Consider the following 13,591-nt stretch of genomic DNA (forward strand, 5'->3'; position numbering starts at 1 on the left):
TACGGCTTTTGGCGCCGCTTAACTATTGATACGAGCAATATATCTTTTGGTGTCAGATTTCTACTAAAATGTTGCGCACGGTCAGAGTGATGCAAATTTACCGCGTAAGGACGCTTGCGACTTCAACGTGATGAGACCACCTGAATTGATCCACAACCTCCAGTTTTTCCAAAGAAAATCCAGCTTTCATCAACGCCTCTACATCGCGGGCGAAGGTTACGGGGCTGCATGAAATCATCACAACCTTACGCACCTCACTTTCGATAATCTCTTGAACCTGCGCCTCAGCACCGGCGCGCGGCGGGTCAAGCACAACGACATCAAATTTGCGCAACTCATCCGGCATCAGTGGCCGTCTAAACAAATCACGCGCCTCTGTGGTGACCGAATGAAGGCCACTGGCCATGCGCCAACCTTTGGCCAACGCATCAATCATATCGGCTTCACCTTCAACCGCGTGAACAGCCGCATGAGCCGCCATTGGCAGGCTGAATGTGCCGCAACCTGCAAACAAATCTGCAACTTTTGCAGCACCTACGATATTATTGATGATGAACGCTTCAAGCGCCAACTGACCGTGTTCCGTGGCTTGCAAAAACGCGCCGGACGGTGGCGAAACCGCCGCTTTTCCCATCGTCAATTGCGGCGGTGTTTCCATCGCCAACAACTCACCGTTCCATGTCAGGCGCACAACCCCGTGCTGAACCGTCAGTTGTGCCAACGCCGCTTGCTCTTGCGGGCCAGCGGGCTTTGCACCGGCAACATCCAGATCAATGCCCGTATTGGTAACGGTGGCGGTAAACTCAACCTCCCCCTTGCGAGAGCCATACTCAACTGTCAGCTGCTCCAACACGGGAATGAGGCTCAACAACTCAGGATGAAGGATTTTACAATTGGGCACCGCCAAAACAGTATGAGACGCGCGGCCATGAAAGCCCACAAGCGCACCTGACTTTGTCCGCTTACCCGTCAGCTTAGCGCGCCGACGGCTTTGTGCTGGACTGGTATGAATGGCATCCACCACACGCTCAATCCCGCGTGAGGCAAGCGCCGATTGAACAACTTCTTTCTTCCAATTGGACACAAAATCATCATGGGCGTGCTGTAAACTGCAACCACCGCAGCTGTTGTAATGTGAACAAGGTGCTTTGATGCGGTGGTCAGAGGGCGTCTGAATTGCCGGCTTTGCCATGATCTGACCGTCGATATCGCCCTTCACCACCTCCCCTGGCAAGGTGCGCGGTACGAATATCGGTCCCGCTGCAATCCCGTCACCTTTATGGCCAAGCCGTTCAATCGTCACTTCAGCCATTTTCCAGCCCTTCAATTAAGTCATCTTTTGTCAGTGCAAAATCAGATGCAATCCATCGGTCTTTTGCATCCCGAAGGGCCGCGCCCAACTTAGCGCCCGAATACGCCGGCATAAGGTCAGCAGCAACCAAAGGGAAAACTGCCTCTACCCCACGGCGAACGTCATTTAGCCCATTCAATGGTTGCTCAAACATCGCAGCGCGCAAGGCAAGGCACAGCGCACCAACCTCAAATCCATGTTCATGACCCAATGCAGCAGCCGCGGTCATTGATCCCATCTCAGCACGGTAAATCGCAAATCGTTTCTGCTGTGCGTTACTTAACCGCAACGTCGAAACATCACCTGTGACAGCAGCAAGTCGCGCCATTGGGTCAACAGCCAAATCTGCGCTCAGATGTACAAAAACCGACAATATATTCGTGAACCCGCCTTCAACAACGGCATTCAGAACCCCAGTTTGCGCCATTGCAGACACGGCAAGGCTTGGGTCAGGCGCGGTCATAAGCTTAACCATTTCAGCGCCAATACGCTCACGGGCGATTTGCCCCAACCCTTCGATACCACCAGCACAGGCTGCCAGAGCATCCGCATCAAGCCCAAGCTCAAAACTACCGTACCAAGCCTGAAATCTAAAAAACCGCAGAATGCGCAAGTAGTCCTCGGCAACGCGATCATCCGCGTCACCAATAAACCTGACAAGGCCCGCATGAAGGTCAGGCAGACCGTTTAACGGATCAATCACCTCACCACTTTGGTTGGCGTACAACGCATTCATTGTAAAATCGCGCCGCTTAGCATCTTCAATGATTGATGTAGAAAACGCTACTTTTGCGTGCCGGCCATCCGTCTCAACATCACTTCTGAATGTAGTCACTTCAAACGGAGAGCCATGTGCCACAACAGTGACTGTGCCATGCTCAATACCCGTCGGAATAACGCGAAGGCCTGCTGCTTCTGCGCGAGCAATTACTTCGGTTGGAACAAGGGACGTAGCCATATCCAAGTCGGTTATGGCACGCCCCATCAACGCGTTTCGCACACACCCGCCCACGACATACCCCGCGCCGCCATCGGCATTGAGTAGGGCCAAAACAGTCTGCGGTGCTTTTGCTTGCAGCCAGTCAAATTGTGTCATTGCGCCGCCTCCGCGAGCGTTCTTAGCATGCGCGCCGTGGCCCCCCAAATATAATAAGGGCCAAAGGGTACCGTATAATAAGACCGCCACGTACCGGACCAGCGGCGCGACTGCACCGCATACCTGCCTGCATCCAAAAGATGATCAAGCGGCACCCAGAAAGCTTCGTCCACTTCGCCAGCTTCGCAGACCACCTCAAAAGGTTCTTTCAACAAAGCAACAACAGGTGTCACGTCGAAGCTGGTGACGGTTATGTGTGTCGGCAGCGTGCCAAGCACGTCCACCACACCGTCAGGCAACCCAACTTCCTCACGCGCCTCACGCAAGGCGGTTTCAATGACATCCGCGTCTTCGGGGTCTTGCTTGCCACCAGGGAACGCAATCTGGCCCGGGTGATGGCGCAGCTTGGCAGAACGCTTGGTCAGCAAAACTTCCTGCGCACCCGCAGTTTCACGTATCAAAACAAGCACTCCCGCAGGGCGCGTCTTGCTCGTTGGGTAGGGCAAGTCAGGGTTTAGATCAAAATCGGATGAGGCCCCCTGCGCAGTCGCAAGGAACCCCAACATTTGAGATCTTAGATCAGTCAGAGGCACCTTCTGCCTCGAATCCAACTGTCTTTGGGTCCATTTCGTAGTGTGCGCCGCAGAACTGGCAATCGGCCTCAACCAACCCCTCGTCGGTGGTCATGTGACCAATGTCTGAGGCAGAATAAATTGATAGGCTTTGCTTTACGCGCTCCTCAGAACATGTGCATCCAAAGCGAACGGGCTGGGCTTCATACACGCGGGGCTCTTCCTCGTGGAACAGCCGCAGCAACAAATCTGTTGGCGATACGGAGGGGCCGATCAACTCAAGCTCCTCGACAGTATCAAGCAGCACATTAGCGCGCGTCCAGTTTTCCGCCGCATCGTCCTCCAGAAGATCAGAAGCTGTGACCAATGCCTCACCAGATCCGTCTGGCGCATCTTTCTTTGCCATCAAAGGCGACGCCTTGGGCATGTGCTGTAACATCACGCCGCCCGCGCGCCAGCTTTCCTGTTCATCCGCAATTGTGGAGCGGCCGAAAGTAAGCGCAAAGCGCGTTGGCAGTTGCTCGGATTGAGCAAAATACGCCTCTGCACAAGCTGACAGCGAGCCACCCGCAATTGGTGTGATGCCCTGATAGGGCTGGGTGCCTTTGCCTTGATCAATCAAGATCGCAAAATAACCATTACCGATTTGGTCGTACCCATCGCCGTTCAGATCGATCGCGTCTTTGTCATAGCTGGCATAGGCCCTGATGCGTGCGGGCTGCCCGTCATCAGTGGGGCCGTAGTAATCCGTCGCGATCAAACGCACCGGACCGTTGCCGCGCACCTGCAAAGACAGCTTCCACCGCAGCGCGATCGTTTGACCGATTAGCGCCGTTAACAGGGACATTTCCGCCACCAGCGCCTCAATCAGCGGTGGATAATCATGTTGCGCCAAAACGTGATCTAACACCCCATCAAGACGCGCAACGCGGCCTCGAATATCCGATTGATCAAGTTGGAACGGTAGGACAGTGTCGTCCCAAGCGATTTTCGATGTGTTCGACATGTGATTTCCTAAGCCGGGTCGTGGCGACATATCGTGGCAATATAGGCACGTAAAGCACGCAAAAAAGGGGCAGCGCCATGATGATGCGAATTGGAGAGACACCAAAGGCCGGTCAGCGCTACGTTCATCGCCCCGGAGCCTACGCTATTTTGCGACGTGGAAGCGACATACTTCTGACCTTTCAAGAACGGCCAGAACCTGAATTTCAACTGCCTGGCGGCGGCGTTGAGGTCGGCGAACATCCAATCCCCGCCCTGCACCGTGAAATCTTTGAGGAAACCGGCTGGCGTGCTGCTAATCTTCGAAAGCTAGGCGCCTTTCGTCGCTTCACGTTTATGCCCGAGTACGATCTTTGGGCCGAAAAGCTGTGTTCCATTTACGTGGGAACACCTGTTTTGAAATTGAGTGAGCCTATTGAAAAAGGCCACCATGCGGTCTGGATGCCAATGAGCGAGGCAGTTGACGCATTAGGTAATGATGGTGACCGGATGTTTTTGAGTAGCCTTATTGAGCAGCTCTGAACCCCAACGAAATAGCCGACAAATCATCTTCAAGGTCATTTGAGCCAGTAAACCGCGTGACCTCATCAACGACCCTCTCCAAGAGGCGGTCGCCACAAAGAGAGCGGCTTCGCTCTAGCAACTCGCAAAGCCCATGTTCTGCGAACATCTCACCTTTTTTGTTCAGCGCCTCGGTGATCCCGTCTGACCCAATAAAGACCCGATCACCGGCATAAAGTTGAACATGAGACAATTCATATGACGCGCCCTCGATCAATCCTACCGGCAATCCACCAGCGCCAAGGCGCTGCGCCGAGCCCGCACTTCGCTGCAGGATTGGGTGCGGATGGCCTGCTTGGCAAAATGAAAAATCTCCCGTTTCAGTATTAATCACCCCATAAAGAATGGTGAAATAATGTTCTGTCGCAATTTCTGAAAACATCATGTCATTGAGACGTCGGACAACCCGTTCCGGAGAAACGGCCGCGGACCTGCCCGCTTGGTTATCAATGGCGACGTTTTGTACGGGATCACCAGCCGAGAGATACCCCGCAAGGCGCGCCGTCATCAACGCGCTTGATACGCCATGACCCGACACATCAAGACCAAACAGACCCACCTGATTTTCGTTAATCTTGAAGTAGCCAACCAGATCGCCACCGACGTGGCCGCTGGACCGCAAGCCCAACGAAATGCTGGCACGACCAAAGGTTACATTTGGCTCTGGCAACAGCGACATTTGAAGCGTTTTTGCCTGCTGTAAATCACGGTCTAAAATATCATATAGGCGCTGAATCTCGCCCAACGCACCAGCGATCTCAGCGTTTCGGATAAATAGCTCACGTTGCATTTCAACAATCCGGTGGCCTGCACCCAACCTCGCCTGAAGTTCAGAACCGTCCACAGGCTTTGTCAGGAAATCATCCGCGCCTGCTTCAAGCCCAAACGCAATATCTGCCGCATCACCCTTGGTGGTGAGCAGCACAAAATACGTGTAGGTTCCGTCTTCCATAGCGCGAAATTTTTGGCAAAACTCTGGCCCTGTTAGTTGCGGCATCATCCAATCACTGATGATCACGTCAAACTGCGCGCTGCGGCACATCTCAAGCGCCTCTGCGCCATCCGTCGCCTGAGTTACATGATAGCCACGTGCCTCTAGAATTTTTGATAAGATGCGTCTTTGAAGGGCGCTATCATCAGCAACCAACACGCGTTTGGCTACATTCCTGGCGTTTTCTGGCTGTTCCAAAATCATCTGACACGCGTGTCACGAAGGCTTGAAGATTAAGTTAAGATTTCCTCGATTTCAGTCATGTTAAATTAAAACTCTTTGCCGATATCTGGTGTAATACCGGGGGAACAAAATGATTGATTGGGCGCAAGTCAGGGCATTGCAAAGCGATGTCGGCGACGAGATATTTGATGAAGTCGTTAAAATTTTTGACATTGAAACGCGCGAGCTTCTTGGCGCGCTTGAGGGCAGCAAAACAGATGCTGAGCGCTCTAAAATTGCGCACGGTATTCGCGGAAGTGCGGTTAACTTCGGCATGTCCGATGTGGTTGAAGCCGCAAAACAGATCGAACAACAGCCCGAAGATGTTGCTCACGTTGCTACCTTGCGACAGGCCTATGACAGCACGATTGATGTGTTTCTAACCAACCTTAGTGCCAAGCGCCTAAATCAGGAATTCGGCTAGCGCACCATCGTTGGTGATGTCGCGATAGCCAAAACCACCCTGCTCCATCAAATCCGTAAGACGTGTGAAGCTGGATGGATCAGTGGTTTCGATACCAATCAAAACAGACCCAAAGTTGCGCGCTGACTTCTTGAGGTACTCAAACCGTGCAATGTCGTCACTGGGTCCCAGCATGTGAAGGAAATCTTTCAAGGCGCCAGGTCGTTGGGGCATCCGAAGAATGTAGTACTTCTTCAAACCAGCTGATCGCTGCGCCCGCTCTTTCACTTCCGGTAGCCTTTCGAAATCGAAATTGCCGCCCGAAGCGATACAAACCACCCGTTTGCCCCGAATATCGTTCGAAATGTCTTTAAGTGCATCAAGCGCCAACGCGCCCGCAGGTTCGAGTACGACACCTTCGGTATTCAACATATCCAACATAGTTGTACAAATACGGTCCTCGGCAATTCTAATGACGCGATCCAGCGGTGTGTTCTTTAGAACATCAAAGGTTGCATCGCCGATTTGCCCAACCGCCGCACCATCAACAAAAGTATCAACATGATCCAGCGCAACCGGCACACCCGCCTCAAGCGCTGCCGTTAGGTTTGCTCCACCTTCGGGTTCAACCAAGTACAAATCAGCATCAGACCCCTGACTGGCCATGTAAGCAGTCACGCCCGATGAAAGACCGCCGCCGCCCACAGGTAAGACGATCACGTCAGGCGCAGCACCAAGCTGTTGCATCATCTCAACTGCAACTGACGCCTGCCCCTCAATCACATCGGGGTCATCAAAGGGTGATAGAAAATGCGCACCCTGTTCATCACAATAAGCGCGCGCGGCAGCCAAAGTACTGTCGAAATAGTCACCAACCAACACAATCTCGATCGCATCCCCACCGAAAATACGTGTTTTATCAATCTTCTGCTGCGGCGTTGTTACAGGCATAAATATGACGCCGCGTCGCCCGAAATGCTTACATACATAAGCAACGCCCTGGGCGTGATTTCCCGCACTCGCGGCCACAAACAACTGCTGATCCGGGGTCTGCGCCAAACACTTGCGCATCGCATTAAATGCACCGCGAATTTTGTAACTGCGCACAGGTGTCAGATCTTCTCGCTTTAACCAGATATCAGCATCGTACATTTCGCTAAGGTGCGCATTTCTTTGAAGCGGCGATGCCTCGAACAAGGCGCGCATTTCTGTCTCGGATGCTTTGGCTCTTTGTACAAAATCGGTCATGTGCGTTCCCTCTGGTCTCGCCACCCTATCACAGAACAATGTTTCAGAAAGCAGCATCCCTTGCCGCAGGTAACAAAACGGATTATCCCGCCGCCATACGTGATCAGGAGAACGCCAATGTCTGCACCCAAAAAAGTCGTCCTTGCCTATTCAGGTGGCCTCGACACATCCATCATCTTGAAGTGGCTGCAGACAGAATATGGCTGCGAAGTGGTGACTTTCACTGCGGATTTGGGTCAGGGCGAAGAACTTGAGCCAGCGCGCGCCAAAGCGGAAATGATGGGCGCTTCTGACATCTACATTGAAGACGTCCGTGAAGAATTTGTTCGGGATTTCGTTTTCCCGATGTTCCGTGCCAATGCCGTTTACGAAGGTCTTTACCTGCTCGGCACCTCAATTGCGCGGCCACTGATCTCAAAGCGCCTTGTAGAAATTGCGGAAGAAACTGGCGCAGACGCGATTGCGCACGGCGCAACCGGCAAGGGCAATGACCAAGTTCGCTTCGAGCTGGCTGCATACGCGCTAAACCCTGACATCAAAGTCATCGCTCCATGGCGTGAGTGGGACTTATCCAGCCGCACCAAACTGATCGACTTTGCTGAGAAAAACCAAATCCCAATCGCAAAAGACAAGCGCGGCGAAGCACCATTCAGCGTTGACGCAAACCTTTTGCACACCTCGTCTGAGGGCAAGGTTCTGGAAGACCCGGCCGTTGAAGCACCCGATTATGTCTACCAACGCACGGTCCACCCAGAAGACGCACCGAACACAGCTGAATTCATCGAGATCGGCTTTGAAAAAGGTGACGCAGTAAGCATCGACGGCAAAGCAATGTCGCCTGCCGAAGTGCTGACCGAATTGAACACAATAGGTGGCCGCAACGGTGTTGGTCGCCTTGATCTGGTTGAGGGCCGTTTTGTGGGCATGAAGTCACGCGGTATCTATGAAACACCGGGCGGAACTGTCCTGCTTGAAGCACACCGCGGCATTGAGCAGATCACGCTGGACCGTGGCGAAGCGCACCTCAAAGACGAGCTGATGCCACGCTACGCAGAACTGATCTACAATGGTTTCTGGTTCAGCCCAGAGCGTGAGATGCTTCAAGCTGCAATCGACCACTCGCAGCGTCACGTAACCGGAACTGTTAAGCTGAAGCTTTACAAAGGCTCTGTGCGCACAGTCGCACGCTGGTCTGATCACTCGCTTTACTCTGAAGCACACGTCACATTCGAAGATGACGCAGGCGCTTACGATCAAAAAGATGCAGCAGGCTTCATTCAACTGAATGCACTTCGCTTGAAACTTCTCGCTGCGCGCGACCGTCGTCTCAAGTAAGACATATCAATCAGGTTTGAGGCAGTGCTTTGACAGTGTCTCGTAAATTGGCAAAGCGCGCTCCAACAGGGGCGCGTTTTCTTTTGTGACTTCGGGCAATGGGCCCTCAGCACCAGAAAATCCGGTACTATTGTGCACAGCGCCGTACCAGTGCTCCGCCCAAACACCATCAAAATCCTTGGGGCCGCACGGCCACGAAAGCATCGCCTCGTCAAACGGAATGCCCAGCGCATCACAAAGTTTACCAAGCATTTGCCGCGGATCAGCACGAATATCTGCACTATCAATCACCACGCCGCCAAACGTCTCAAACAACTCAAGCTGCTGCGCAAACCCAAGGTCGTCAAACGTGGGGCTTTCCCGTTTCGCCTGATAGCTGGCAATCACCCGCGCTGGATGTCGAATTAGAAAGGCATTCTTCACATCGCCAAGCCAGTCACGTGAAAACGTCGGCAACATATGATGTGTCATATGCTTTTCATACTGCAACGTTTGAGGTTTGGTCAGCGCCATAAGCGCGTCCTGCGCGTTTGTTGGCTGGCTTGCCAATATTGCATCCTGCATCGGGTGAACCAAACCTGTTTGCGCCAAATAGGCGGCATACAACGGCTCATCAATCGCGATGCAATCGGACCGGTTTCCAAACGCATACATCATAGCCGTCGACAGGTTGCGTGGACCTGACCACATGGCGATACGCGTCATTGTTGATCGACCAATTTCTTATAAAGCTCACGCAAGCGCATGGTCATAGGCCCCATCCCACCTGTACCAATCTGGCGCCCGTCAATGTGACTAACAGGAGTTTGCGCGCCGAATGTACCCGTCAAAAACGCTTCATCCGCGCCATAAGTATCAACAAGTGAGTAATTGCGTTCAAATACGGGAATTTCGCTAGCGCGACACAGATCAATCACCTTCTGCCGCGTAATGCCGTTCATGCAGTAATCGCCCGTGCTAGTCCAAACCGCACCCTTACGGACAATAAAAAAGTTGCACGCGTTAGTCGTGTTCACAAAGCCATTAACATCCAACATCAACCCTTCGTCAGCTCCAGCTTTTTCAGCAGCGATACACGCAAGAATACAGTTCAGTTTGCTGTGCGAGTTCAATTTTGGATCTTGGGTCATTGGCAAGCCTCGTAGATGAGGCACGGTCGCCAGCTTGATTGGTCGCGGAATTTTGGGTTGTGAGTGCTCCATAACAATCACGAATGTCGGACCACTTTGACTTAGACTTGGATGCTGAAATGGCCGCGTCTTTGGACCCCTTGTCACCATAAGCCGCGCGTGGGCGTTCGTGGTCATCTCATTAGCAATGCGGGTCTGTTCCAGCGCAGTTCGCACTTCTTTCCGGGTTTTGCCGATATCTAGATCAATCGCTTTTGCGGCCTCAAACAGACGGTCCAAATGCTCATCCAGAAAAGCCCAAACACCATTATAAAGACGCAACCCCTCCCAAACACCATCGCCCAGCATAAAGCCGCTGTCGTAAACGCTAACCACAGCCTCGACTTTTGGCACAACACGATCGTTCAAATAGATCAAAAGCGCTTCATTTCGGGCGTCTTCTTCGGCTTGGTGGGTTGTTACGTGCTCATTCATAATTTTGCATCCTGCACATCTTTAAGGTCGGGTATCACATCAGCAGTACCATGACGTGTCACCATGATCGCAGCGGCTTGAACGGCTAAATTCAGGGACTGTTCCAGACCAAAACCACGATCAAGCCCAGCCACAAAGTACCCAGTAAAAGTATCACCCGCCCCTGTAGTATCAACTGCAACAACTTTGACCGCAGGCACATCAAGCCTTGTGCCATTGTCATAAACTGTAACGCCATCTGCACCCTTGGTGATCAGCACCTGTGCAATGCCCAACTCGGACACATCTTTGCCAGTCGCATCTTGGAGCTGGTCTGCCTCAACCTCGTTCAACACAAGAATATCGATCAGCCCATCAAGCACCATAATTGCGTCGGCCGAAAACGGCGCGGCAGCATACATCACCCGCAGAGCAAGTTCTTTTGCAATTTTAGCCGCTTCATACTGACCATTGGTTTCGTTCTGCGTTACGAAAATATCACCGGCATTCGCCTCACTCAGCGCAGAGCCAATCAGATTTTCGGGAATAACCCCATTTGCGCCTGAATAGAGTATGATTTGGTTCTCGCCATCATCATCAACAGTGATAATCGCGTGGGCCGTTGGTTCATCCGCGACCGCAATAAACCGCGTATCCACGCCATACTCCAAAAGTCGGTCGCGCCATTTTGTACCGTCCTCACCCACAGCACCGATATGACAAACACGCGCCGCAGCGCGCGCCGCAGCCACAGACATGTTTGCGCCCTTGCCGCCCAGCCCAACAGTCAACGACCGAGAGGCCAACGTCTCTCCGGCAACGGGCAGCTTATCGACGCGGTAGGTATGATCGGCGTTAATAGACCCCAAATTCCAGATGGTCATGCATCACCCCACATTGCAGGCGGCAATAATTGCCATGTTCAAAATATCTGTCTCAGATGACACCGTCGAACAAATCTGAATCGGGTGATCAACACCCGTCAGGATAGGCCCTAAAATAGTAGCCCCCGCCATCTCTTGCATCAACTTCACGCTGATGGACGCTGAGTGACGCGCAGGCACCACCAACACATTCGCAGGTCCAGTAAGCCGTGAGAACGGATAGCTTTTTTGCGCTTCCGCATTCAGCGCCACGTCAACAGCCATCTCGCCCTCAAATTCGAAATCAACGCCCTTTTTGTCCAGCAACATAGGCGCCAAATGCATCTTCTCAGCACGTTCTGACACCGGATAGCCAAAGGTAGAAAAGCTGACAAACGCCACGCGGGGTACCAAACCAAGCTGCCGCGCAACACCCGCACCTTTAATGGCGATGTCGGCCAAGTCAGCCTCGTTTGGCCACTCATGAACAACCGTATCACCGATCAAAACAATCCGCCCTTTATGCAAAATAGCGGTAATGCCCACCGCGCCATCACCAGGGCCCAGATCAAACACATGGTTCATCAAATCCAGAACATGGGCAGATTTTCGTGTGGCACCGGAAACAAGTCCATCTCCGTGACCGTGGGCAAGCATAAGTGCAGAAAACACGTGGCGGTCACGCGCAGCGAGGCGGTGCACATCAGATTGGTCAAACCCTTTGCGCTGCAGCCGTTCATACAAGAATGATTTATACATCGGCAGATGCGGAGAGTTTTTGGCGTTCACCACCTCAAGCTCTCGGTAGGCATCGCCCATCCCTGCTGTAGTCAACAGGTCCTTAACATCAGCCTCACGTCCGACGACCAGCGCCTTGCCAAGGCCAGACCGCTGATACTGAACAGCAGCACGCAACACCCGTGGATCATCTCCTTCGGCGAAAATCATCCGCGCTTGCGCACGTTTTGCCCGCGCGTGAATGCCCCGCAAAATAGACGCGGTTGGGTCCATTCTTGATTTCAGATTAAGTGTGTACGCCTCCATGTCCACAATCGGGCGGCGCGCTACACCGGTATCCATACCAGCCTTCGCGACAGCAGGCGGGATCACATGGATCAAGCGTGGATCAAACGGTGTTGGAATGATGTAATCACGGCCAAATGTTAGCTTACGACCATATGCAACTGCGACCTCATCAGGCACATCTTCGCGGGCCAACTCCGCCAACGCACGCGCACAGGCAAGCTTCATTTCATCATTAATCGCCCGGGCATGAATATCCAGCGCACCGCGGAACAAGTATGGAAAGCCCAACACGTTGTTCACTTGGTTCGGGTAGTCACTGCGCCCCGTCGCAACGATGGCATCAACTCGCACCTCATGCGCTTCTTCAGGCGTGATTTCCGGATCAGGGTTTGCCATCGCAAAAATAACAGGGTTATCCGCCATTGATGCAACCATCTGCGGTGTAACAGCACCTTTTGCAGAAACACCCAAGAACACATCACAACCAACCATCGCATCCTCAAGGCTGCGCGCATCAGTGCGCGCGGCGTGTGCAGATTTCCATTGGTTCATGCCTTCGGTGCGGCCTTGGTAAATAACACCCTTTGTGTCGCACATAATGCAGTTGTCGTGCTTAGCGCCCATCGCCTTGATCAACTCAAGACACGCGATGCCAGCAGCACCCGCTCCGTTCAGGACGATTTTTACGTCCTCAATCTTCTTACCCGATAAATACAGCGCATTAATTAGACCCGCTGCGCAAATCACCGCTGTCCCGTGTTGGTCGTCGTGAAAGACAGGGATATCCATCTCTTCCTTCAGACGCTGCTCAATGATGAAACACTCGGGTGCTTTGATGTCTTCAAGGTTCACACCGCCGAACGTAGGACCCATCAGCTTCACAGCATTCACGAATGCATCCACGTCTTGGGTATCAAGCTCGATGTCGACGCTGTTTACATCCGCAAACCGCTTAAACAGTACCGCTTTACCTTCCATCACGGGCTTACTTGCTAACGCGCCCAAATTCCCAAGGCCCAAAATCGCTGACCCATTGGAAATGACCGCCACCAAATTGCCCTTGGTCGTATAATCATACGCAGCCTCAGGCGAGTCCGCGATAGCCTGAACAGGCACAGCAACACCAGGTGAATACGCCAACGACAGGTCCCGCTGGGTGGTCATTGGAACAGTCGCGGAAATCTCAAATTTGCCTGGAGTTGGCTGTAAATGAAACGCTAAAGCTTCGGCGTCGGTGACTTTGGTGTTGGACATCGTTTTTAGGCCTTTGTTTTGATTACAGAAGTGATAGCGCTCTGGATTGACACAAACAACGGTTTTGGGGTTTCGGCGACT

The 13,591-nt window shown here is 52.8% G+C and carries 13 protein-coding genes; 3 read left to right on the forward strand and 10 right to left on the reverse strand.

The features are described 5' to 3' along the window. Window positions 1-97 precede the first annotated feature (97 nt). From OLX08_RS07865 to OLX08_RS07880, 4 genes are read right to left on the reverse strand one after another with little or no spacing between them, the layout of a single operon-like run. A complete protein-coding gene (locus tag OLX08_RS07865) occupies window positions 98-1,312 on the reverse strand; it encodes a class I SAM-dependent RNA methyltransferase (RefSeq protein WP_391480774.1) in 1,215 nt (404 codons plus the stop codon). After that, entirely contained in the window at window positions 1,305-2,447 is a 1,143-nt protein-coding gene (locus tag OLX08_RS07870) for a CCA tRNA nucleotidyltransferase (protein WP_391480776.1), read from the reverse strand. The genes OLX08_RS07865 and OLX08_RS07870 overlap by 8 nt, the downstream gene beginning before the upstream one ends. Continuing rightward, window positions 2,444-3,013, reverse strand: a complete 570-nt coding sequence (locus tag OLX08_RS07875; RefSeq protein WP_391480777.1) for a CoA pyrophosphatase — start codon at window positions 3,011-3,013, stop codon at window positions 2,444-2,446. The genes OLX08_RS07870 and OLX08_RS07875 overlap by 4 nt, the downstream gene beginning before the upstream one ends. 13 nt (window positions 3,014-3,026) lie before the next feature. After that, on the reverse strand, window positions 3,027-4,025 hold the full coding sequence (locus OLX08_RS07880) for an Hsp33 family molecular chaperone HslO (protein ID WP_048598541.1): 999 nt from the start codon (window positions 4,023-4,025) through the stop codon (window positions 3,027-3,029). A gap of 77 nt (window positions 4,026-4,102) precedes the next feature. On the opposite strand from OLX08_RS07880, the gene OLX08_RS07885 reads away from it, so the two are divergent. Then, on the forward strand, window positions 4,103-4,546 hold the full coding sequence (locus OLX08_RS07885; protein WP_391480779.1) for an NUDIX hydrolase: 444 nt from the start codon (window positions 4,103-4,105) through the stop codon (window positions 4,544-4,546). Here OLX08_RS07885 and OLX08_RS07890 read toward each other — a convergent pair. Further along, the gene (locus OLX08_RS07890; protein WP_391480781.1) at window positions 4,530-5,780 is read right to left on the reverse strand and encodes a PP2C family protein-serine/threonine phosphatase; all 1,251 of its coding nucleotides are present in this window, start codon (window positions 5,778-5,780) and stop codon (window positions 4,530-4,532) included. The genes OLX08_RS07885 and OLX08_RS07890 overlap by 17 nt on opposite strands. Before the next feature lie 109 nt (window positions 5,781-5,889). Between OLX08_RS07890 and OLX08_RS07895 the strand changes: the two genes are divergently transcribed. Further along, complete coding sequence (locus OLX08_RS07895; RefSeq protein ID WP_391480782.1) at window positions 5,890-6,222, forward strand: Hpt domain-containing protein; 333 nt, start codon at window positions 5,890-5,892, stop codon at window positions 6,220-6,222. Here OLX08_RS07895 and ilvA read toward each other — a convergent pair. Beyond that, on the reverse strand, window positions 6,202-7,449 hold the full coding sequence (gene ilvA / locus OLX08_RS07900; RefSeq protein WP_391480783.1) for a threonine ammonia-lyase IlvA: 1,248 nt from the start codon (window positions 7,447-7,449) through the stop codon (window positions 6,202-6,204). The genes OLX08_RS07895 and ilvA overlap by 21 nt on opposite strands. 117 nt (window positions 7,450-7,566) lie before the next feature. Here ilvA and OLX08_RS07905 point away from each other — a divergent pair, with 117 nt between their 5' ends. Then, window positions 7,567-8,784: an argininosuccinate synthase gene (locus OLX08_RS07905; RefSeq protein ID WP_391480784.1), complete on the forward strand. Its 1,218-nt coding sequence runs from the start codon at window positions 7,567-7,569 to the stop codon at window positions 8,782-8,784. Between the two features lie 6 nt (window positions 8,785-8,790). On the opposite strand, the gene OLX08_RS07910 is transcribed toward OLX08_RS07905, so the two are convergent. Genes OLX08_RS07910 through OLX08_RS07925 form a run of 4 tightly spaced genes read right to left on the reverse strand, consistent with a single transcriptional unit; the run spans window position 8,791 to window position 13,510 of the window. Beyond that, complete coding sequence (locus tag OLX08_RS07910) at window positions 8,791-9,489, reverse strand: HAD family hydrolase (protein ID WP_391480786.1); 699 nt, start codon at window positions 9,487-9,489, stop codon at window positions 8,791-8,793. After that, on the reverse strand, window positions 9,486-10,388 hold the full coding sequence (locus tag OLX08_RS07915) for an aminotransferase class IV (RefSeq protein WP_391480787.1): 903 nt from the start codon (window positions 10,386-10,388) through the stop codon (window positions 9,486-9,488). The genes OLX08_RS07910 and OLX08_RS07915 overlap by 4 nt, the downstream gene beginning before the upstream one ends. Then, window positions 10,385-11,251, reverse strand: a complete 867-nt coding sequence (locus OLX08_RS07920; protein ID WP_391480788.1) for a ribokinase — start codon at window positions 11,249-11,251, stop codon at window positions 10,385-10,387. Before OLX08_RS07920 ends, OLX08_RS07915 begins: the two co-directional genes overlap by 4 nt. 3 nt (window positions 11,252-11,254) lie before the next feature. Beyond that, the gene (locus tag OLX08_RS07925) at window positions 11,255-13,510 is read right to left on the reverse strand and encodes an NADP-dependent malic enzyme (protein WP_391480789.1); all 2,256 of its coding nucleotides are present in this window, start codon (window positions 13,508-13,510) and stop codon (window positions 11,255-11,257) included. Between the last annotated feature and the right edge of the window lie 81 nt (window positions 13,511-13,591).

Origin of the sequence: Nereida ignava, from assembly GCF_047114695.1 — a bacterium.
Taxonomy (GTDB): domain Bacteria; phylum Pseudomonadota; class Alphaproteobacteria; order Rhodobacterales; family Rhodobacteraceae; genus Nereida; species Nereida ignava.

Coding starts and splice junctions, on each gene's coding strand:
- OLX08_RS07865 (WP_391480774.1), bottom strand. CDS start 1,312: ATGGCTGAAGTGACGATTGAACGGCTTGGCCATAAAGGTGACGGGATT.
- OLX08_RS07870 (WP_391480776.1), bottom strand. CDS start 2,447: ATGACACAATTTGACTGGCTGCAAGCAAAAGCACCGCAGACTGTTTTG.
- OLX08_RS07875 (WP_391480777.1), bottom strand. CDS start 3,013: ATGTTGGGGTTCCTTGCGACTGCGCAGGGGGCCTCATCCGATTTTGAT.
- OLX08_RS07880 (WP_048598541.1), bottom strand. CDS start 4,025: ATGTCGAACACATCGAAAATCGCTTGGGACGACACTGTCCTACCGTTC.
- OLX08_RS07885 (WP_391480779.1), top strand. CDS start 4,103: ATGATGATGCGAATTGGAGAGACACCAAAGGCCGGTCAGCGCTACGTT.
- OLX08_RS07890 (WP_391480781.1), bottom strand. CDS start 5,780: ATGATTTTGGAACAGCCAGAAAACGCCAGGAATGTAGCCAAACGCGTG.
- OLX08_RS07895 (WP_391480782.1), top strand. CDS start 5,890: ATGATTGATTGGGCGCAAGTCAGGGCATTGCAAAGCGATGTCGGCGAC.
- ilvA (WP_391480783.1), bottom strand. CDS start 7,449: ATGACCGATTTTGTACAAAGAGCCAAAGCATCCGAGACAGAAATGCGC.
- OLX08_RS07905 (WP_391480784.1), top strand. CDS start 7,567: ATGTCTGCACCCAAAAAAGTCGTCCTTGCCTATTCAGGTGGCCTCGAC.
- OLX08_RS07910 (WP_391480786.1), bottom strand. CDS start 9,489: ATGACGCGTATCGCCATGTGGTCAGGTCCACGCAACCTGTCGACGGCT.
- OLX08_RS07915 (WP_391480787.1), bottom strand. CDS start 10,388: ATGAATGAGCACGTAACAACCCACCAAGCCGAAGAAGACGCCCGAAAT.
- OLX08_RS07920 (WP_391480788.1), bottom strand. CDS start 11,251: ATGACCATCTGGAATTTGGGGTCTATTAACGCCGATCATACCTACCGC.
- OLX08_RS07925 (WP_391480789.1), bottom strand. CDS start 13,510: ATGTCCAACACCAAAGTCACCGACGCCGAAGCTTTAGCGTTTCATTTA.